This is a genomic window from Wohlfahrtiimonas larvae (assembly GCF_002006755.1).
GTDB classification, from domain to species: domain Bacteria; phylum Pseudomonadota; class Gammaproteobacteria; order Cardiobacteriales; family Wohlfahrtiimonadaceae; genus Wohlfahrtiimonas; species Wohlfahrtiimonas larvae.
The window spans coordinates 1-20,577 of record NZ_MVDO01000128.1 but is presented as its reverse complement, the minus strand read 5'-3'; the positions used below and the strand labels follow the sequence as shown (position 1 = coordinate 20,577).

Below are 20,577 nucleotides of genomic sequence, written 5' to 3'. Positions count from 1 at the left end.
TCCAAATAAGGTTTGTGTTGGAATAGATTTAAATCAGCAGAACCATCCACAACGCTTTGGTTTGGCAAAATACCATTGGTGCTCTCTTTGAGATCATATTGATAGCCGCGCTTTTGTAATTCAGGGCCAATATAATGACGAATCATATCTGCGAAATCTCCAGGAGAAGAGATCATATGGATTGTTTTTTGTGACGTTGTGTTGTTAGTTTGTGTTTTTGAATCATCTGAACAAGCAGTGATAAAAAAGAGCGTTGATAGTAGTAATAATATTTTTTTCATGAGATTAACCTTAATAAGAATGTTATGCCAATTGTGGTAAATCAGAATAATGTGTAGCGGCAACATCAGGATGCGAGCGCAAACGGCCTTTTAAGAAGTTTTTGCCAATTTCTGTAAACAGCGGATTTTTAGGATCTTTTGTAATTGCAAAATTATTAGGCTGTAGATGTGCAGGTAGTTCTAAAAGAGGTACAGTGGCATTTAATTGAGATGTTAGGAAAAAAGCTAAGGAATAACGATCAACGCCAATCGGCGGTGTTATGACACGATGTTGTGTCGCCTTGAGATAACCTTGAGATGCAATTTCCAATAATTCCCCAATATTCACAATGAATGTGCCTTTGATGGGGGTTGCAGGTACCCATTCATCACCTTTTAATACTTCCAAGCCAGAATGTTCATCTTGCAGTAATAATGTGAGATAACCACCGTCCTTGTGAGCGCCCACGCCTTGTTCTGTTTGTTCTGTGCCGGGATAATGAATGGCTTTACAAAGCACAGAAGGATTGGTGGAATAAGTATGTGCAAATGCATCTGGTGATTGCCCTAATGATTCAGCAAAAGCAGTGAGTAATACTTTAGCTAATGCTACTTTCTGGCGCTGTAATTCTAATAAAGTGGGTTTTAAATCAGGCAAAGATTCAGGCCATTGATTTGGCCCTTGAATACGCAACCAAGGCTGATCTTTAGGAATTTGATTTAATGGAATCGCCTTATATTCAGGCATGTAATCCAATTGCTCACGAGAATCAGGTTTTTCACGTGTGATTTCATCTTTGAGTTTGGTATAACCACGAAAATGTGGTGATTTCACCATTTGAATTTCTAACTTTTTCTCAATTGGCAAAGCAAAGAACTGCTTGGATAGTTCTAAAGCCTGATCCAATAATGATTGTTCAATGCCATGATTCTTGAGGTAGAAAAAACCAATGTTGTGTGTGACATCACCCAATTCTTGAATGAATTCAGCTTTTGCTGTGCCGCCTTCGCGGAATTTAGCAAAATCTAAAATGGGTAAATTATGTTGGGGCATAGGATCTCCTTGATATATCAAATAAATATTGCCTTTGATATTTCGCTTGCCTCTGTGTTTTAGAGGTTTCTAAACGTGGAGATCCCTTGGTTTGGCCATAAGGATGGACGCTTTAGCTGTTTTATGCCCGCAAGCTGTTTTTCAAATCGGCATGTGAATATTTTTAATTCAATTAAACATATATGTCAAGTATATTTATTTCTGTTGGAGTTTCCAAAGGGAAGAATATAATCCGCCTTGTGCAACTAAATCAGTGTGGGAGCCAGTTTCAACAACTTTTCCATGATTGATAACAACTAATCGATCCATTTTAGAAATCGTGGATAAACGGTGAGCAATTGCGATCACTGTTTTGCCTTCCATCAAAGTTTCTAAATGCTCTTGAATCACAGCTTCAGATTCTGAATCTAGAGCAGAAGTTGCTTCATCCAAAATTAAAATTGGTGCATTTTTGAGTAGAACACGTGCAATCGCGATTCTTTGTCGTTGCCCACCAGAGAGTTTCACGCCATTTTCGCCAACAATAGCATCTAAGCCTTTATTGCCATATTGATCTACCAAATCATAAACAAATTCATGGGCTTTAGTTTGTTTTAAAACTTGTGCAATCATGTCATCAGTGGCAGAGGGATTACCATATAAAATATTGTCACGAATAGAGCAATGTAATAATGCTGTATCTTGTGCTACAACACCAATATTGCCACGCAAGCTTTCTTGAGTAACATTTTTAATATTTTGCCCATCAATGGAAATAGAGCCTGATTGTGTATCAAATAAACGGAGTAAAAGGTTAATGAGCGTTGTTTTACCTGCACCAGAAGGTCCAACTAAAGCTACTTTTTCACCAGATGCAATATTTAAGTTCAGATCTTGATAGATAGGTTTATCTGGATGATAGGCAAAGTTAATATTAGAAAATGAAATCTGTCCTGTAGGTACAGATAATCGATCTGCATTCTCTTTATCCATAATTTCTCGTTCTGCAGTCATGATTTTGATGCCATCTTGTACGCTACCAATATCTTCAAAAATACCACTGACAACTTTCATGACCCAAGTGGACATTGTGTTTAAACGAATCACTAAACTCAATGCGAAAGCAATAGCACCCGCTGTGATCAAAGTATTTTGCCAAAGAAGCAATGAAACAATCACTGTTGATGCAATCAGTAGGCTATTTAAAATCATTAAAGCAAAATCTAATGTTGTAATTAAGCGCGTAGAATATAGAGCCATATTTGTTTGATGGGTCATGAGTTGATGTGTTTTTTCTTGTTCTCTTGCAGAATGAGAAAATAATTTTAATGTCAAAATGTTACTGTATGTATCGACAATATGCCCCATTAAACGAGAACGGGCCTTAGCGGATTTATGAGAGCGTTCACGAGTTTTAGGCAAGAAATATTTGAGCAACAGAATATAGAAAATGATCCAAAGGATAATTGGTACAGCCAACCAAATATTTAGCTCAACAAATAAAACCACAGTTGTTAATGCAGAAATGATGACACGCCACATAGAATCAATGGTTAGTAAAACAGAGTTACGAACAGATTGTGCAGTGCTCATGACTCGGCTTGCGATACCACCAGAAAAATTACTATGAAAGAAATTTAGACTTTGTTTAATGAGGTAATTGTGTTGCTGCCAACGAATCAGTGATGTGAAGTTTGTGGTGATTACTTGATTCATCATGATGTTGTGAATCAATGAAACTATTGGACGAATGAGCACAATGACGGCCAACATCCATAAGAAAGTGGATTGATGCTGTGCAAATAGCTCTGAGGGCGATTGAACAGACTGAATGATGTCAACAATATCACCAATGTATTTAAATAAGATAATATCTAAAAGTGCTGCAAAAAAACCGATGATAAATAAAAAGGCCAAGGGTGTTTTGACTTGTTTTAAATAGAACCAATAGAATTTTAAAAGTTTTTTTGGGGGAGCGATATCAGGAGAGTGTTGAAAGGGATTGATAATTTTTTCAAAGACATTGAGTTTTTTCATATTTTGATCATTGTGCGCAATTTAGATATAGATATATCTTAATCTAATTGGGAACAATTATCAATTGCAGAATTATCTTTGAAAGACTACTTTATCGATAATCCTGCGATTGAAGATCATTTATGACTTCAGGCTGATAAAAATAGAAACTGTGCCATCGGTTCGATACTCTTCATAATCAACATCATATTGGCGATCAATTTCACCATTATCTTCCATTTGCCAAATTGTCTGCCAAACTTCAACAATGCTGCTTGGTTGATTTAGGGCAATGGGAAATTCGCGATAGTTTTTGCCTAAAATAATGGTGTTACTTTGTTTTTGGGTCGTTGATGTTGCAATAGAGATATCATAGCTGCCTTTATAATTACTTTCGTAGTTATGATATACGCTATAAATATTACCATCGTAGTGATCAAGCATTCCCAATGCTTTATCCCAAAGATCTGTAACCTTTTCGATAATATCGGGATCATTGAAATTATTGGTACGAAGAGATAATAATGGTTGTAGCATTGCTTTCCTTATAAAAATAGCTCGTAAGCTGGATTATCTGTTTCCTCAATATAATCGTAGCCTAGTTTAGATAAGAACTCTTGGAAAAATTCTTCATTCTCAGGTGGTACATTGATGCCAACTAATGCACGGCCATAGTCTGAACCATGATTACGGTAATGGAATAATGTGATATTGAGCTGAATATTCAATGTGGTTAAAAATTTGAATAATGCATTTGGCTGTTGTGGGAAAATGATACGAAGTAGGCGTTCATGTTTAATGGTTCTAGGTTTTTTACCACCAACCATATGTCGAATATGTAATTTAGCCAATTCATTATCACTTAAATCTGTCACTGCTAATTTGTGTGATTCCAATGCTTTAATTACTTCTTCTTTTTCAGTTTTACCATGTTGTAAATGAATGCCAACATAAACAATGGCTTGACGATCACTGGAATAACGATAATTAAATTCAGTGATGTGGCGTTGGCCAATGACATTGACAAAGTTTAAGAAACTACCAGGTTCTTCAAGAATTGTGACGGCTAATAAAGCTTCTTTGCCTTCACCTAATTCTGTGCGTTCTGCAACATATTGCAAGCGATCAAAGTTAATATTTGCACCGCTTAATACGTTACCAATATTCTTAAATTTACATTCAGGATTTTCTGCTAAATATTTTTTAATCCCTGCAACACCTAATGCTCCTGATGGCTCAGTGATTGCACGGGTATCTTCAAAAATATCTTTCATAGCCGCACAAATTTCATCAGTTGTGACGCAAATGATGTCATCAACCAATGCTTTAGCAATTTCAAATGGATTCTCACCAATTTGTTTAACCGCTGTGCCATCTGCAAATGTGCCCACTTGTTTTAATTTAATGCGTTCATTTTTTAGGAGTGCTTCTTTCATTGAAGCTGATTCTATGGGTTCTACACCGATGACTTTGCAGTGTGGTGCAATAAATTTAATATAAGAAGCAACACCTGCAATGAGCCCACCTCCGCCAACAGGTACAAATACAGCATCCAAATCAGGTTGTTGTTCGATCATCTCTTTGCCAATTGTGCCTTGGCCAGCGATTACATCCCAATCATTGAAAGGATGAATGAATGTTTTACCACTTTCTCCCGCTAAACGTAACGCATATTCGCTAGCATCATCAAAGTTATCACCATACAGCACTACGTTTGCACCACGTGCTTGGCAAGCTTGTACTTTTAATGCAGGCGCCGTGATAGGCATAACAATGGTTGTATCAATACCCAGTGCTTGACCGCTTAATGCAACGCCTTGAGCATGGTTACCTGCAGATACGCAAATGACGCCTTTTCGGCGTGCTTCTGTATTTAATTGATAAATACAGTTATATGCACCACGAATTTTGAAGGAGAAAACAGGTTGAGTATCTTCGCGTTTAATCCAAATATTGGTGTTTAAATGTTTAGATAAACGTGGCATAAAATCTAAAGCTGTTCGCTCAGCGACGTCATAGACGCGAGCGGTTAAAATATTGCGGATCAAATTATCCATGAGAAACCTTTGTTGGTAGTAGAGTAAATTTCTGATGAATCTACGAAGATAGCATTACTTTATTGAAAAAAATAGGGGTAAACAGAATCTAACAGGTATGCCTTATATCGTTCAGGGTCATTGCGAAGCTTTGTTGCTGAAATATTAATGTATGATCGATCAGGGTCAAAAAGTTCTACAGGCAAATTAAAATATTCACCGTATAACGGAGCATCCTGTGGCTCGCTACTGAATACAATATCTGGTTGTATATTGAGCTGAGCTAAGGTTTCTTTGACTCTATTTGACCATTCTAACCAACCATTAGGATAAGTTGGAATGCCATCTTCATTAAAATCTATTGGATGTAAGTTAGGATATTGTTGTATTAATGGTTGAAACCATGCGATTCTTTCGGCCCGAGTCGGACATTGGATCATCTGGCTTTGTTCAAATAGTTTATGATCTCTTTGTGTATCGCTACAAACAAACACATAAAGTTCATTGACAGTTTGTAATGCTTTTTCCATCATAAGAATATGACCAGGGTGTAGTGGAAAAAATTTACCAAAAATCAGTCCAGTTTGATATTTTTTCATAGTTTTTGTTACCGTTCGCTATACTAAATGTAGATAGCATAATCATTGAATAAAAAGGAAGATAAATGCACGGATTATTGATTGATATTATCACAGATTGGGGCACATTTATGGGGGTGTTTACTCTATTATATTTTGTTGCCATATTGATTGTCACTGTGATCATCATTAATAATGAGGATGGTGCAACTAAAACCCTTGGATATCTGACCTTGATCTGGTTTGTGCCTTTATTTGGTGTGGTCTTGTATTTCTCTTTAGGTGTGAATTATAGAAATAATCAAATGTACTCTAAAAAGCTAGAGATGAATAAAGGCTTAGAGAAAGAAGCAGATGAATATATTAAAAAAATATCTGCTGAAGCGCTCAGTCATGATAGTCAGGCTGTGAATCAATTTAAAACAATCGCACAATTGGTTGGGCATGATTTTGCTGATCAAATCAGCATTGGTAATACGATAGATGTTTTGATTGATGGTGAAAATGCTTTTCCTGTCATCATTGAAGCATTGAAAAATGCGAAAGAAACGATACATCTAGAGTATTATATTATTCGTAATGATAATATTGGCAATCAAATCAAAGATATTTTGATTCAAAAAGCCCAAGAGGGCGTTAAAGTTCGTTTAATTTATGATGATTTTGGTAGTAAAGCTATTCGTGGTACATATGTTAATGAACTCTGTGCTGCGGGCGTTGAGGTTTATCCGTTTCGTAAAATTATTTTAATCGCTTTAGCAAACCGCCTAAATTATCGTAATCACCGTAAAATTATTGTTGTGGATGGTAAAATAGGTTTTGTAGGCGGTATTAATATTGGTGATGATTATATCAATTTACCTACATCTAAAGTTTATCACCGTGATATGCATCTTAAAGTAGAAGGCCCTATCGTTTATTCATTACAATATATATTTTTGGGTGATTGGCAGTTTTGTGCCAATGAAAAATTAACAGTTGATCCTGTTTTATTCCCCAATCACGCGCATAATGCGGATGGAAAGATAGCACAAATTGCAGCCAGTGGCCCAGATTCTACATATCCAATGATTATGTATACAATTTTGCGAGCAATTATGTTAGCAAAGACAGAAATTTTAATCACAACGCCATATTTTGTGCCATCTGAAGCAGTCATTGAGGCCATTAAAAATGCAGCCTTAAGCGGTGTAAAAGTTAAATTATTAGTGCCTTATGAAACCAACTCTTTGGTAACGCAATTAGCTTCTAGTTCATATTATTCAACATTTATGGCAGCAGGTGTTGAGATTTATCGTTATCAGAAAGGATTTATTCATGCTAAAACTTCTGTATTCGATGGGCAATTTAGCATTATCGGTACCGCAAATATGGATAATCGTAGTTTTAATTTAAACTTCGAGGTCAATTGCATGATTTATGACCAAGTGTTGGGGCAATTGATGCGTGATGAGTTTGAAAAGGATTTAACACATTCAGTACGCTTAGATCCTGTTGAATGGGCAAAACGAGGAGCAGTCAGAAGATTCATTGAAAAAGTTGCCCGTTTAACATCATCACTACTGTAATTTTAAGTGAGTTTCGCATGTTGAACGGTGTTATGAGCAATTTTGATAAAGGCTTTCATGGCAACAGATTGCCATGCATCTTTTCGGCGCATTAATATTGCTGTTCGTTCAAATTGCTCGCCAGGCAAAGGAATTGCAATAAGATCCTGCTTGTGGCGAGTGATATTTTCAGGAATGATTGTCACCAATGATGTTTGACGAATAATTTCTAAAATAGCGCTGATGGAGTCTACTTCGGTATGCGCTTGTAGATGAATACCAATGTGGCGAAAATGGTCATTGATTTGAACACGTGTTGCAAAATCTTGACTCAATAAAACGAGAGGATAATGATGGAGTTCATTAGCTGTAATTGAAGAATGGCTAGCTAAAGGATGATGATTAGAAACCACTAATGCTAAACGCTCAGTTAATAGTGCTTCTGTAATAATATTGGGTGAATGGCTCTCATCAAAGCCAATGCCAATATCAATTTCATCATGTAATAACATATGTTCGATTTTATCTTGTGTAACACTCTGAATTTGTAGATGAATATTTGGATATAATTCATATAACTGCTTGGATAAAGGCCCGATAAAATAAGTAATAAAGGTGGGCGTAACTGCTAAACGAATATTGCCACGGCTTAAATCTGCAATATCATGAATCGCACGTTTACCTTCATTTAAAGCTTGAAATGCTTTACGAATATATTCTAAATAGACTTCGCCTGTATCAGTTAAACGAATTTGTCTGCCACTTCTATCAAATAATTGAGTGCCTAAATCTTCTTCCAGAAGCTTAATGTGTTGTGATAATGCGGGCTGAGAGACATGTAAAACTTCTGCGGCACGTGTGAAGCTTAATGATTCCGCCACTGCTAAAAAATATCTAACATATCGTAAATGCATATTCTTAACCTATAAGTATTTTGGATAGATATTATCATAAATAAGACTTTTACCTTATAAAATATAGTGATTAATATTAGGGTATAAATATAGGAACGAGCAATCATCATCGCTATATTTGGGTGCAGAGTGCTCGAATGGGTTGTTTGGGTTTTAATAATAAGGTGACGATATGAGTCTAAGAATAGATCGAAAAACCGTAGGCATATTTGCCGTTTTATTAGTGTGTTATGTACTGGCCTTCCTTGTGAAAGGTAATACGGAAACCACTTATTATCAGTTAGTCAGTGTATTGCCATTGATTGTTATTTTAGTATTGTTATTCATGCAAGTGGATATGTTGGTTGCTGCATTAGCAGGTGGTGTCATGGCGATGATCATTGGTGGTATTGGTATTGCAGGTGCCAATAAAATCATGATGGATACTGTCCCAAAAATGTTATCTAATACAGTACCTATCATTAACTCCGCCGTTGCAACGGCTGTATTTAGAGCTGGTGGTTATACAGCAGCATTAACATTAGTTCGTCGTGGTATTGGTGGTCGTTTAGAATTTGTTGCGGCATTTATTGTTATTTTGCAGGCAGCAGCAACTTATATGTCAGGAATTGGTGGTGGTAGTGCAATGGTAATTGCGCCATTAGCATTCGCAGCTTTGGGGGCAAATCGTTACTTAATTGCGGGTATGTCCATTGCAACTGCAGCATCATTTACAACTTCACCTGCATCATTGGAATCGAGTGTAGTATCAGATTTATCAGGTACGCCAATTGCTGAATATGTGGCAGCAATGCAACCTTATTGGTTAATGTTCTTAGTGCTATCTATTGTGATTGCATTTGTGGGTACATTGAAAACTAAGCAATTATTTACATCAGAAGCAGATGATGGTTTTGCGGATAAATCAAAAGCGGAGCTTTGGAAATTAACAGTGCCTGCAATCTTCTTATTATTTGCTGTGATCGCTGGCCCAAGCATGAATAAATTATTGATTGCTTCAGGTTTAGTTGAAACAGCAGTATTTGGCCCATTGATGTACACAATTGTCACCATAGCATTGATTTACTTCTGTAGTAGCTTGAGCGCAAATGAATCTGTTGCAGCAATGGTAAGTGGCTCAGAATACATCTTGAAATGCTTATTTACAGTGGGATTATTCTTAACATTCATTTATGTGATCGAAGCAACAGGCGCATTCAAAACGATCGCTTCTGTGGTTGCTTTAGCACCAGCATCGTTAGTTGTCCCAGTTGCTGTATTCGTTGGCTTTTTAATTGGTGTACCAGCAGGGGCTTATGTAGGTTCAATCTTAACTTTAGTTTTACCAATCACAGTTGTATTAGGTTTTACGCCAGTACAGATCGGTATGGTGGCAATCGGTGTTGGTTTTGGTAGCCAATTAAGTTTAGTGAATATCACTATGCAGGCTTTATCAGCAGGTTTTAGAATCCCAATCATTCAAGTATCTCGTGGCAACTTGCCATTCATATTGGGCGCAGTCGTATTATTGTTAGTAGTTTCAGCGTTTGTATAGTCTGAGAGGAGAATATAATGAGTAATTTAGTAGATATGATCATCCGTAATGTCAAAATTGATGATGCTAAGCCAGTTGTAGATATTGCCATTAAAGATGGCAAGATTACAGCGATTGAATCTAATTTAGCATTAACAGCAACGAATGAAATACAAGGCAATGGTCATGTATTGATCCCAAGTTTTGTAGAAAGTCATTTGCATTTAGAAAAAGCATTTGTGATGGATCGTAAAGCCAATCGTTCAGGTACATTGCAAGAAGCAATTGCAGTGACAGCAGAATTGAAACCAACATTCACACATGATGATATTATGGCGCGTTCTCGCCAAGTAATTCGATCATTAGTCCAAAATGGGACAACTCATGTACGTGCACATGCAGAGTTTGATCCTGGGCAAGGTTTTACAGGTTTTGATGCAGTGATGCAGTTGCGTGATGAATTTAAAGGCATTATTGATATTCAAGTGGTTGCATTCCCACAAGAAGGCATTTTTAAATATCCTGGTACTGAAGCGATGATGGTGGAAGCAATGGAAAAAGGTGCAGATGTTGTGGGAGGTATTCCCTACAATGATCGGGATGCAAAAGAACATGTAGATTTCGTGTTTGATTTAGCGAAAAAGTACAACAAGGATATCGATTTACACCAGGATTTCTCTGATAATGCAACGAATATCTCGATTGATTATGTAGCACAAAAAACGATTGAAATGGGTTGGCAAGGTAGAGTAAGTGTTGGGCATTTAACAAGCTTGGGTGCATTAGAACCTGCTCGCCGTGATGAAATCATTGCGTTGATTAAAAAAGCAGATATCAGTGTGATGTGTTTACCTGCAACAGATCTTCATCTCGGTGCACGTAAGGATGAATACAATGTTCGTCGTACATTAACACCTGTTCGCGCGCTCCGTGATGCAGGTGTGAATGTTTGCTTGGCAACCAATAATATTCGTAATGCCTTTACACCGTATGGTACAGGTAACTTACTGCATATTTCGATGTTGGCGGTCCCAACTGCGCATTTAGGTGGTGCGGATGATCAAATTACCGTATTGCCAATGTTAACCACAAATCCAGCAAAAGCTTTAGGTTTGAAAGATTATGGCTTAGAAGTAGGTAAAAATGCAGATTTAGTATTATTGAATACCGATAAAATTTCTTCAGTTATTTTAGATATGCCAGCACCTTTGAAAGTTATTAAAGGCGGTAAAGTTGTGGCGGAAACAGAAGTAACGCAAAAGTTAGCTTTTTAATTATCTATTATTTTAAAAAATAGTCATCTTAAACCAGTCAGTAAAATTTTGGCTGGTTTTTTTATTATCAATATCTCTTAAATTTTGTGGGTGAAATGATTCATTGAGAGCGTAATACAGCCATTTTGCTTCAAGAATTTTAAGGTTTGAAAAGTTATCGAAATTATCATTATCTTAACAATAAATATATTTTTATCAATGGGTTGTGTTTGTTGTTGTAACAAGCAAGAACAGATTTCACACAACCATTTTTTAGGATTAAGTGCTATAATCGTTTTTCTTTCGAGTAATTGAGAGAAACATTGAAAAATGTTTGATGCGTGAAAATTGAGATTTGTATTTTTGATTTTCTCGCTTTTTTATTTTTAGAATTTGAGAAAAACGTGGGTGAGGGATAGTAATGATTCGGTACATTGTAAAAAGCAGTGGTGAAAAAGAAGATTTTGACGCTGATAAATTAAATAAATGGGCCGAATTTGCCGCTCACTATGAAGTTGATTGGAGTACGATCGTATTAGAAGCATACCGTAAATGCTATGATGGTTGTACTACTTTGGAACTGCACAAAGCTATGATTGATGCATGTGTTGAACGTGAAGATCATAAGCATTTGAAAATGGCAGGGCGTTTCCTTATTGGTTCTATTTATAAAGAAGCCTTTGGCGGTTTTCGTAAAATTCCTTCTTTGACAGTATTCTATAGCCACATGATGCGTTTAGGTCATTGGGAAAGAATGGATTACTCTGAAGAAGAATTAGTGGATTTAGATCGCATCATTGATCACAGCATAGACATCAACTATAACTACACGACGCTGCGTCAAATGAAAGATAAGTATTTGATTCAAAATCGTGTGACGGGTCATTGCTTAGAATCCCCTCAATTCATGTTTATGGGCATGGCGATGCAAAATATGCAAAACCAACCTAAAGAACGCCGTATGGACGATATTAAAAAACTATATCGTTACCTCAATGAATTAAAGATTAATACACCAACACCAATGTTGATCAACATGCGGACGCCACATAAAGGCTATGCATCTTGTTGTGTTTATACAACAGGCGATAATGTAGATAGCTTATCAACGGGCGATCATATTGCTTATATGATGACATGTGCATCAGCAGGGATTGGTGCGCACTTATTGACACGTTCAAAAGGTGATCCCGTTAAACAAGGTCGGGTTGTGCATCAAGGTAAGTTACCTTATTACCGCATGATTCAAAGTGCTGTGCATGCTAACATGCAGTCAAGCCGTGGTGGCAGTGCAACAGTTTACTTCAATGTATTAGATCCAGAAATTTTTGATTTGTTGGTATTAAAAAATCCAACAACAGTGGTGCAAAAGCGTATTCGTGATATTGACTATGCATTGTTATCTAACCGTTTATTCGTGGAAAAAGTTGCGAAAAACGAAGATTGGATGCTCATCAGTTATCAAGTAGCACCAGATTTGTACGATGCTTTCTATGCCAATGATTATGATTTGTTCAAGCGTTTGTATGATGGTTATGTGGCAAAAGATTGTAAAAAACAGATTGTAAAAGCACGTGATATCGCTGTTAAAGCATTAACTGAATCTGCTGAAACAGGCCGTATTTATATGACGTACATTGATGAAATGAATCGTCATACACCTTTCAAAGATACCATTTACTCAAGTAACTTGTGCTTAGAAATCGCATTACCAACAAAGCCGTTCCGTGATATTCAGGATTTATATTCTGATAATCCAGAAGGGGAAATCGGTTTATGTAGCTTAGCTTCGATCGTTGTGGGTCGCGTTGAAGCAGATGAGTATGAAGATGTTGCGTACTATACGGCATTGATGATTGATAACGTGATTGAATTGATGGAATATCCATTCCCATCATTGAAAGCAACCGCACAAGCACGTCGTTCGATTGGTGTTGGTATCACAAATCTTGCGCATGAAATGGCAAAGAAAAAATTAAGCTATGCATCTCATGAAGGTAAAAACTATATTCATCAGATCGCAGAGCGTCACAGCTATTGGTTGCACCGTGCATCTTTGCGCCTAGCGAAAGAGAAAGGCAATGCATCTTGGATTAATAAAACGAAATATCCTGAAGGTTGGTTGCCAGTGGATACATATTGTAAAGCTGTGGATGATATTCATAGCCAAGCACTATTATTCGATTGGGAAGCATTGCGTGCGGATATTAAAGCGCAAGGTGGTATTCGTCATAGCGTATTAGAAGCAATGATGCCAGTTGAATCATCGAGCCAATTAACAAACACAACGAATGGTGTTTATCCAATCCGTAATTTACGCGTGATGAAAACATCTAGTAACAATAAGAACTTATTGTTAGCCCCAGATTTAGAAGAGTTAGGCCCATTCTATGACATTGCATGGAATTTAGATTCTAAAGATTTGATTGATATGTATGCGATCATTCAGAAATTCACAGGCCAAGCAATTTCGGCTGACTTGTATTTGAATCTCAAAGATGAGGCAAATATTTCAACCAGTAAATTATTGAAAGATTATATTTATATGATGAAAATGGGCTGTAAAACTCGTTATTACTTGAATAGTGCATCAGGTATTGTCCATGAAGCTTTTGTTGAAACAGTGGAAGACAAAGGTTGTGCGGGCGGTGCATGTACTTTGTAGGAGATTATGATGGAAAAAAATGAAATGACTTCAATCTTTAACCAAGATAATAATGCTTGGCAAACAGGCCGTTATCCATTGGTTTTAGGTGAGCCATTGGGATTGTATGATAGTGTTAACGTACCTTATCCAAAATTATTTGATTTGTATAAGTTACAAAAATCTATGGATTGGACTGAAGATGAGGTGAATCTTGAGCAATCTCGTATGGATTTGATCAATTGCTCTAAAAATAACTATGACATCATGGTTAAAACTTTGGCATTCCAATGGGAGTTAGATTCTGTTGCATCACGTGCGATTGCGCCATTGTTTGCGCCATTTGTGACAAACAGCGAATTGTGGGTGATGTTATCGAAGCAATCAGAAGTAGAGAATCTTCATGCTTTGACATATTCAGAAATCATTCGTCAGTGTTTATCTGATCCTAAAGAAGTGTTTGAAGCAGTGATGAAGAATGATGAAGTCTTGAATCGTTCAACGACTGTGATCGAAGCATTCGATAAATTGGCTGAATATGGTGCTTTATATAAATTAGGCAAAATCCAGAAAGATGATTTAGCGCTAAAACAAGTTGTATTGAAAGGTTTTGTTGCTTTGTATTGTTTGGAAAAAGTTGAATTCATGAGCTCATTTGCTTGTACATTCGCATTGGCAGAACAAAATATTTTCCAAGGCATTGCTAAATTGGTTCAAAAGATTGCACAAGATGAGCAAGTTCACGTAATGATGGATGAAGCAATCTTGGAAATTTTATTGGCGGATGCTGAGTGGATTGAAGTTTTTAATACGATTCGCGATGATGCAGCAAAAATCATTTCAGAAGTAATCGAGCAAGAGTTCTCTTGGAATAAATATTTATTCAGTGAAAATCGCTCAATCGTTGGTTTGAATGAAACATTATTAAATGAGTGGGTTTTATATAATGCACAAGATTTGTATCGTTTCTTGGGTGTTGATAATCCATATCCTGTGATCAAAAACAAACCATTGGTTTGGATGGATAACTGGTTGGATTTGAACAAAACACAAAATGCTAACCAAGAATCTGATAACACGAACTACCGCTTAAACAGCGTACTTGATGACTCAGAGAATGAAATCTTTGATATTTAATTGAAGGTATTAGGAGCTTGAATGAAATTAGATCAGTTGATTCAACAGTTAGATGAAGAGCCAGATGATGTAATTGAATTTTTATCTGCAATAACAGATGAAAATATTCAAGCTCTTAAAAATAATAAGCAATATAAAGAATTAGAGAAAATTAGACTATTAGCATCTGATGTATGGATGATGCTACAAGTTACAGCTTCTGGTGGACACTTAATAGATGTTCATCATCTACAGAAGCTTATTGAAATCCCCAAATTTGAAAGTTAATGATTGTTGTTGCTTATTTTATAAGCGTTAAAAGAATTAAAGCCCAATCGTTGGTGCGATCAGGCTTTATAAGCAGATCTAACTGCTTTTGACTAAGTGTTATAAAACACAAGACAATGTTGCACTGTCGATTATAACACTAGAAAAATAAAAAATAGAATTTTATCAATTAGTGTTATACAGACAAAGGTGTTTATATTATGAAAAAGCCTAGAAAACAGGGACATTTAGGTCGCAAGAGAAAAAATTATTGGCTAATTATTTTGCGAAAATGGATTATTAATCTCATTGGGACAGAATATGACCAATCAATACGTGATTTTATAAAAGATTTGATTGATAATTTACAGGATTGGTTTGATGATCCTTAATAAAATAGTGTGATGAGGAGCTTTCAGAGTTATCTGAGAGCTTCTTATTTAAGAAATTACTAAAATAACTATATAGCAAGGATCAGTATGCTAATAATTTTTAGTGGTTTATTAGGTAGTGGTAAAAGTACCATTTCACATAAACTATAGAAAAACTCCACATAATCCACACATTAATCACATCTTGGCTTTCTATAATTCTCAACATTAGTTCGATAACGAGTGAGAAAGCCATGAAAACAATACAATTAAATATCTTAGGGCAGTGCGCTGTATTCACATTAAGTCCATTGGTTGTGCCTGCATTTTTATCAAGCTGTTTATTGATTGGGGCGATTTTTGAGCCAAAATTATTACAAGTATTTTCTATTCCAATGATGTTTTCGTTAGTTTTGGGCATGTTGCCTGCAATTATTGTGGGAATGTTAGCAAGTACGATTCGTCACTTTTTAAAATGCCAAAATAAATATATCAATACGATGATTTGGGTCATTGTTGCGATTGTGATGAACTCATTAATCACAGCAAAGTTTATGACAGGCATCAGCATGCATTTTGTGAACTTGGCTTATGTTGCAGGAGCAATTTCTGCAATGATTGCATGCAGCTCAATTTTGCTCTTAGAATGTTTTAGGAATCGGATTATTTTTTCACGTTTTTATCATAAGAATACAATGCATGTGTATTCAGTAAAAATATAATTTATTGAATTTATTTGTATTTTATAAATTTTACAGTTGAATATATTCAACTCAAACAAAAGATAATAATTATCATTCTCATTAAATTAGGCTATCATAAGCCACCGATTAATTATAAATTTTTGAGCCATTATGTCTATTTTTGATAAACGCGTGACTTATAAGCCGTTTGAATATCCCGGCATTTATCAATTCACAGATGCCATTAACAATGCATTTTGGGTACATAGTGAAGTTGATTTCACTGCTGATACGCAGGATTTCCACGCACATTTAAGCAAAGCTGAACAATCAGCCATAAAAAATAGCTTGCTTGCCATCGCCCAAATTGAAGTTGCTGTAAAATCATTCTGGGGCAATCTGTATCATCATTTTCCAAAGCCTGAATTCAACGGATTGGGCAGTACATTTGCAGAGTGTGAATTTCGTCATTCAGAAGCATATTCAAGATTATTGGATGTGCTCGATTATAATGATGAATTTGAAAGTTTAATGTCTGTGCCTGTGGTCAAAGCACGTGTTGAATATTTAACCGAAGTTTTAGAGTTTGCCAATAACAGCACAGATCGCAAAAAATATGTGATTTCTCTGATTCTGTTCTCATTGTTGATCGAGAATGTTTCTTTGTTTAGCCAGTTTGCGATTATTTTATCCTTCACGCGCTTTAAAGGTTGGATGAAGAATGTGAGTAATATCATTGCTTGGACTTCTGTGGATGAGCAAATTCATGCGAACGCTGGGATTTACATCATCAATATTATTCGCAAAGAATTCCCTGATTTCTTTGATGAAGAGATGACAGGGCATGTGCGAGAAGTTGTAAAGCATTCATTGCAAATCGAAGGCGAAATCTTGGATTGGATCTTCTCAGCGGGAGAAATCGAAACAGTGAATAAACATGATTTACTGAATTTTATGAAATTCCGTGTGGATGAAAGTTTAGTGAAAATCGGTATGGATAAGATTTATCACATCAGCCATGCTGATTATCAGCCAATGGCTTGGTTTGAAGAAGAAGTGTTTGCCAATAGTTTGGATGATTTCTTTGCCAAGCGCCCAACGGATTATACAAAGCACGATAAAAGCATCACAGCGGATGATCTTTTCTAAGATCACATAGAATTTATTTCATTAAACCAATCGATGATCTCGCTTCTGGGCGAGATCTTATAAAATTATGATGACAAATTATTTATTACCGTTTGATACGGAAACTCAAAACATTCAACACGAAAAATTATGGTGGCTCAATTCAGAGAGCGAGCAGATTTTGAATCGTGGTTATTTATTGAAAGGTGAAACTGTCAAAGGGGCGATTTATCGCATTACGAAGGCAGCTGCTGATCATTTAAAACGACCAGAATTGCAAGCACAGTTTGAAGAGATCATCGAACGCGGTTGGATGAGTTTAAGCTCGCCAATTTGGGCAAATATGGGGACAGAGCGTGGTTTGCCAATTTCGTGCTTTAATGTGAGCTTGCCTGATAAGATTGAAGGCATTACGCATAAGCTCGGTGAAGTGATCATGCAAACCAAGATTGGTGGCGGAACTTCTGGTTATTTTGGGCATCTGCGTGAACGTGGTAGTGCGGTGACTGATAATGGTAAAAGTAGTGGCGCTGTGAGCTTTATGAAGCTTTTTGATACTGCGATGGAAACCATTTCTCAAGGCGGCGTGCGTCGTGGTGCATTTGCTGCATATTTGGATATTGATCACCCTGATTGTGAAGAGTTTTTGCAGATTCGTAACATTGGTAATCCGATTCAAAATCTCTATTTTGGTGTGTGCATTCCTGATTATTGGATGCAAGAGATGATCGATGGTGATCGTGAAAAACGTACATTGTGGGCGAAAGTGCTGGAAAGCCGCCAAGAAAAAGGCATGCCATATCTATTTTTCTCAGATAACGTGAATCGTCATAAGCCACAAGTTTATAAAGATCACAATATGCGCATTTATGGCAGTAATTTATGTACAGAAATTATGTTGCCATCGAGCCAAGATGAATCATTTATTTGTTGTTTATCTTCTATGAATTTAGAATTGTATGATGAATGGAAAGATACTAAAGCTGTGCAATTAGCGATTCATTTCTTGGATGCAGTATTGCAAGAGTTCATTGAAAAAACTGAAGGCGATTATTATTTAGGTGCCGCGAACCGCTTTGCTAAACGTCATCGGGCTTTAGGTTTGGGGGTTTTAGGTTGGCATTCATATTTACAGCGTAATCGTATTCCCTTTGAAGGGATGCAAGCGAAATTATTAACAGGGTCTATTTTCAAAAATATCTCTGAGAAAGCAGAAGAAGCCACAAGAGAGCTAGCCATGTTGTATGGTGAGCCTGAATTATTAAAAGGTTATGGTAGAAGAAATACTACAACAATGGCCATCGCACCAACAACTTCATCTTCTGCTATTTTGGGGCAAAGTTCACCAGGCATAGAGCCTTTTAGTAGTAACTATTACAAGGCAGGATTGTCGAAAGGTAACTTCATGCGTAAGAATCGTTATTTGAAGGATTTATTGGCAGAAAAAGGTTTGGATAATGAAGAAACATGGCGCACGATCATGTTGGCTGGTGGCTCTGTTCAACATTTAACAGAGCTTACGGAAGAAGAACGTGCGGTATTCAAAACTTTTAAAGAGATCAGCCAATTAGAAATTATTCAACAAGCAGCGATTCGCCAGGAATATATTGATCAAGGGCAGAGTATGAATATCAATATTCCTTCTGCATTGCCAATCAAAGAAGTGAACCAATTATTGATCGAAGCTTGGCGCTCTGGTGTAAAAACGGTTTATTATCAACGCAGCCAAAGTGTTGCTAAAGAAATGGTGGCAAACTTGGTGGCTTGTACAAGTTGTGAGGCATAATCTAATCTGAAGGTGATACACATCATCATAGAATGACCTAAAGAGCGTTATTGTATTGATTCCAAATGAACAAGGAGGTTTGATATGACAGCGCTGAAAGTATTAATTGCATATTCTAGTCGGTTTGGTCATTCTTTGAAGATTGCTGAAACGATAGGCAATGTATTCACAAATCATCATATTGCTGTGGATATTTATAATTTAGAAGCAGCCGTAACTTTGCCGAATTCTATGAAAGAATACGATGCTGTGATCATCATAGCATCAATTCGTTATGGTAAATTTCATAAAAATTTACATGCTTTTATTGCATCTCATAAAGAGGATTTACAGAACTGTTTGGATGTGTTTATCCCTGTTAGTTTAACAGCACGAAAGCCACATAAACGCTTATTAGAAAATAATCATTATGTGAATAAATTTCTAACTGAAGTTAATTGGCAATCTTCTAAGATTAATATTATGCCGGGTGCTTTAGAATATCCTAAGTACAACATTTTAGATCGATCCATGATCAAATTCATCATGTGGATGACGAAAGGCGAAATGGATACATCAAAAACAATTGATTACACTGATTGGAATCAGGTGAATCTATTGGCTCAAGAGGTTTATTCTTTACTTTATAGTAAAAATATTTAAAGAATTAATAATTTATGTTATTTTCATGGGTCTGTAAATGAATTATTATATTGAACATGAAAAAAACATTGATAAATTTATTGTGTGGGCTGGGATTGATGGCAATGATATCTAGTGTAACCTTGGGATTTGCGATATCACAGGGGAATTTTGTCAATGCTGTGGATTATACTTTGGATACTTTGGATCAAGCTGAATCTATAGAGATTATGACATATCAAATGCCCAATGTTGTTGGTGAGAATATTGATGCAACAGCATTAGTGCTCTTTCCGAATTTACCTAAACCTGATGATGGTTGGCGCATTGTAGTTTGGGCTCATGGAACAGTGGGGGTTAGCCATAGTTGTGCACCTAGTTTAAATTCATTGAATTCGACATTTAGACTCATAGCACATAATTTACTAGATGCAGGCTATGTGGTTGTTGCGCCTGATTACGAAGGATTAGGTTCATCTGGTATTCATCCTTATTTGAATTTAGAAAGTGAAGCTAATGCCATTATTTATAGTGTTAAAGCTTTGCAAAGTCGTTATGGTGAGGATTTTCAAGGGGACTGGATGGTTGTAGGGCAGTCGCAAGGAGGGCAAGCTTCTTTAGGTGCTGCAGAATATGCCAATGAAGATCCAAGATTTAAAGGTGCTGTTGCAGGAGCGCCAGCTTCTAATTTGGATCAAATCATCCAACAAATTGCTCCCATTGCGTTGAGCCAATTAGAAGATCATGAGAATCGTGCAGGTATTGCTTTAGAACAAAGAAATTCTATCCATTCCTATGCAACATTATTATC

At 36.4% G+C, this 20,577-nt stretch carries 19 protein-coding genes; 12 read left to right on the top strand and 7 right to left on the bottom strand.

The window, feature by feature from the left end:
* The 6 genes from BZK14_RS07705 to BZK14_RS07680 all read right to left on the bottom strand — a co-directional run.
* Positions 1–281: MetQ/NlpA family ABC transporter substrate-binding protein (locus BZK14_RS07705; protein WP_245831242.1), on the bottom strand; the 281-nt coding region annotated here is incomplete at its 3' end.
* A 22-nt stretch (positions 282–303) separates the two neighbouring features.
* Positions 304–1,314, bottom strand: coding sequence for an isopenicillin N synthase family dioxygenase (locus BZK14_RS07700; RefSeq protein WP_077925942.1), 1,011 nt, complete (start codon positions 1,312–1,314; stop codon positions 304–306).
* A 195-nt stretch (positions 1,315–1,509) separates the two neighbouring features.
* The gene (locus BZK14_RS07695) at positions 1,510–3,330 is read right to left on the bottom strand and encodes an ABC transporter ATP-binding protein (RefSeq protein WP_077925941.1); all 1,821 of its coding nucleotides are present in this window, start codon (positions 3,328–3,330) and stop codon (positions 1,510–1,512) included.
* A gap of 120 nt (positions 3,331–3,450) precedes the next feature.
* Positions 3,451–3,846 (bottom strand): effector binding domain-containing protein, encoded by a 396-nt coding sequence (locus tag BZK14_RS07690; RefSeq protein WP_077925940.1) that lies wholly within the window; start codon positions 3,844–3,846, stop codon positions 3,451–3,453.
* Between the two features lie 8 nt (positions 3,847–3,854).
* Positions 3,855–5,366, bottom strand: coding sequence for a threonine ammonia-lyase, biosynthetic (ilvA, locus tag BZK14_RS07685; protein ID WP_077925939.1), 1,512 nt, complete (start codon positions 5,364–5,366; stop codon positions 3,855–3,857).
* Between the two features lie 59 nt (positions 5,367–5,425).
* Entirely contained in the window at positions 5,426–5,944 is a 519-nt protein-coding gene (locus BZK14_RS07680; RefSeq protein ID WP_077925938.1) for an adenylyltransferase/cytidyltransferase family protein, read from the bottom strand.
* 65 nt (positions 5,945–6,009) lie between these two features.
* Here BZK14_RS07680 and cls point away from each other — a divergent pair, with 65 nt between their 5' ends.
* Positions 6,010–7,491, top strand: a complete 1,482-nt coding sequence (gene cls, locus BZK14_RS07675) for a cardiolipin synthase (RefSeq protein ID WP_077925937.1) — start codon at positions 6,010–6,012, stop codon at positions 7,489–7,491.
* A gap of 2 nt (positions 7,492–7,493) precedes the next feature.
* On the opposite strand, the gene cynR is transcribed toward cls, so the two are convergent.
* Positions 7,494–8,384, bottom strand: a complete 891-nt coding sequence (gene cynR, locus BZK14_RS07670; RefSeq protein ID WP_077925936.1) for a transcriptional regulator CynR — start codon at positions 8,382–8,384, stop codon at positions 7,494–7,496.
* Between the two features lie 325 nt (positions 8,385–8,709).
* Between cynR and BZK14_RS07665 the strand changes: the two genes are divergently transcribed.
* From BZK14_RS07665 to BZK14_RS07620, 11 genes are all read left to right on the top strand, one after another.
* Positions 8,710–9,918, top strand: a complete 1,209-nt coding sequence (locus tag BZK14_RS07665) for a citrate transporter (protein WP_143691402.1) — start codon at positions 8,710–8,712, stop codon at positions 9,916–9,918.
* Positions 9,919–9,935: 17 nt separating this feature from the next.
* Positions 9,936–11,171 (top strand): amidohydrolase family protein, encoded by a 1,236-nt coding sequence (locus BZK14_RS07660; RefSeq protein ID WP_077925934.1) that lies wholly within the window; start codon positions 9,936–9,938, stop codon positions 11,169–11,171.
* Positions 11,172–11,571: 400 nt separating this feature from the next.
* Complete coding sequence (locus BZK14_RS07655) at positions 11,572–13,815, top strand: ribonucleoside-diphosphate reductase subunit alpha (RefSeq protein ID WP_077925933.1); 2,244 nt, start codon at positions 11,572–11,574, stop codon at positions 13,813–13,815.
* Positions 13,816–13,821: 6 nt separating this feature from the next.
* Complete coding sequence (locus BZK14_RS07650; RefSeq protein ID WP_245831240.1) at positions 13,822–14,931, top strand: ribonucleotide-diphosphate reductase subunit beta; 1,110 nt, start codon at positions 13,822–13,824, stop codon at positions 14,929–14,931.
* 21 nt (positions 14,932–14,952) lie between these two features.
* Positions 14,953–15,198, top strand: a complete 246-nt coding sequence (locus tag BZK14_RS07645) for a hypothetical protein (protein WP_077925931.1) — start codon at positions 14,953–14,955, stop codon at positions 15,196–15,198.
* 200 nt (positions 15,199–15,398) lie between these two features.
* Complete coding sequence (locus BZK14_RS13320) at positions 15,399–15,569, top strand: hypothetical protein (protein ID WP_171973673.1); 171 nt, start codon at positions 15,399–15,401, stop codon at positions 15,567–15,569.
* Positions 15,570–15,802: 233 nt separating this feature from the next.
* Positions 15,803–16,270 carry a hypothetical protein gene (locus BZK14_RS07640; protein WP_077925930.1) on the top strand — a complete coding sequence of 156 codons (468 nt, stop codon included), beginning with the start codon at positions 15,803–15,805 and terminating at the stop codon, positions 16,268–16,270.
* 132 nt (positions 16,271–16,402) lie between these two features.
* Positions 16,403–17,380 carry a ribonucleotide-diphosphate reductase subunit beta gene (locus tag BZK14_RS07635; RefSeq protein ID WP_077925929.1) on the top strand — a complete coding sequence of 326 codons (978 nt, stop codon included), beginning with the start codon at positions 16,403–16,405 and terminating at the stop codon, positions 17,378–17,380.
* Between the two features lie 70 nt (positions 17,381–17,450).
* Positions 17,451–19,145, top strand: a complete 1,695-nt coding sequence (locus BZK14_RS07630; protein WP_077925943.1) for a ribonucleoside-diphosphate reductase subunit alpha — start codon at positions 17,451–17,453, stop codon at positions 19,143–19,145.
* Positions 19,146–19,229: 84 nt separating this feature from the next.
* On the top strand, positions 19,230–19,787 hold the full coding sequence (gene hemG / locus BZK14_RS07625; protein WP_077925928.1) for a menaquinone-dependent protoporphyrinogen IX dehydrogenase: 558 nt from the start codon (positions 19,230–19,232) through the stop codon (positions 19,785–19,787).
* Between the two features lie 98 nt (positions 19,788–19,885).
* Positions 19,886–20,577: alpha/beta hydrolase family protein (locus BZK14_RS07620; RefSeq protein WP_245831238.1), on the top strand; the 692-nt coding region annotated here is incomplete at its 3' end.

What these genes read in the sequence shown, in the direction of transcription:
- BZK14_RS07700 (WP_077925942.1), bottom strand. Translation starts at nt 1,314, where the DNA reads ATGCCCCAACATAATTTACCCATTTTAGATTTTGCTAAATTCCGCGAA.
- BZK14_RS07695 (WP_077925941.1), bottom strand. Translation starts at nt 3,330, where the DNA reads ATGAAAAAACTCAATGTCTTTGAAAAAATTATCAATCCCTTTCAACAC.
- BZK14_RS07680 (WP_077925938.1), bottom strand. Translation starts at nt 5,944, where the DNA reads ATGAAAAAATATCAAACTGGACTGATTTTTGGTAAATTTTTTCCACTA.
- BZK14_RS07635 (WP_077925929.1), top strand. Translation starts at nt 16,403, where the DNA reads ATGTCTATTTTTGATAAACGCGTGACTTATAAGCCGTTTGAATATCCC.
- BZK14_RS07655 (WP_077925933.1), top strand. Translation starts at nt 11,572, where the DNA reads ATGATTCGGTACATTGTAAAAAGCAGTGGTGAAAAAGAAGATTTTGAC.
- cynR (WP_077925936.1), bottom strand. Translation starts at nt 8,384, where the DNA reads ATGCATTTACGATATGTTAGATATTTTTTAGCAGTGGCGGAATCATTA.
- BZK14_RS07660 (WP_077925934.1), top strand. Translation starts at nt 9,936, where the DNA reads ATGAGTAATTTAGTAGATATGATCATCCGTAATGTCAAAATTGATGAT.
- BZK14_RS07645 (WP_077925931.1), top strand. Translation starts at nt 14,953, where the DNA reads ATGAAATTAGATCAGTTGATTCAACAGTTAGATGAAGAGCCAGATGAT.
- BZK14_RS07690 (WP_077925940.1), bottom strand. Translation starts at nt 3,846, where the DNA reads ATGCTACAACCATTATTATCTCTTCGTACCAATAATTTCAATGATCCC.
- cls (WP_077925937.1), top strand. Translation starts at nt 6,010, where the DNA reads ATGCACGGATTATTGATTGATATTATCACAGATTGGGGCACATTTATG.
- BZK14_RS07665 (WP_143691402.1), top strand. Translation starts at nt 8,710, where the DNA reads ATGCAAGTGGATATGTTGGTTGCTGCATTAGCAGGTGGTGTCATGGCG.
- BZK14_RS07640 (WP_077925930.1), top strand. Translation starts at nt 15,803, where the DNA reads ATGAAAACAATACAATTAAATATCTTAGGGCAGTGCGCTGTATTCACA.
- ilvA (WP_077925939.1), bottom strand. Translation starts at nt 5,366, where the DNA reads ATGGATAATTTGATCCGCAATATTTTAACCGCTCGCGTCTATGACGTC.
- BZK14_RS13320 (WP_171973673.1), top strand. Translation starts at nt 15,399, where the DNA reads ATGAAAAAGCCTAGAAAACAGGGACATTTAGGTCGCAAGAGAAAAAAT.
- BZK14_RS07630 (WP_077925943.1), top strand. Translation starts at nt 17,451, where the DNA reads ATGACAAATTATTTATTACCGTTTGATACGGAAACTCAAAACATTCAA.
- hemG (WP_077925928.1), top strand. Translation starts at nt 19,230, where the DNA reads ATGACAGCGCTGAAAGTATTAATTGCATATTCTAGTCGGTTTGGTCAT.
- BZK14_RS07650 (WP_245831240.1), top strand. Translation starts at nt 13,822, where the DNA reads ATGATGGAAAAAAATGAAATGACTTCAATCTTTAACCAAGATAATAAT.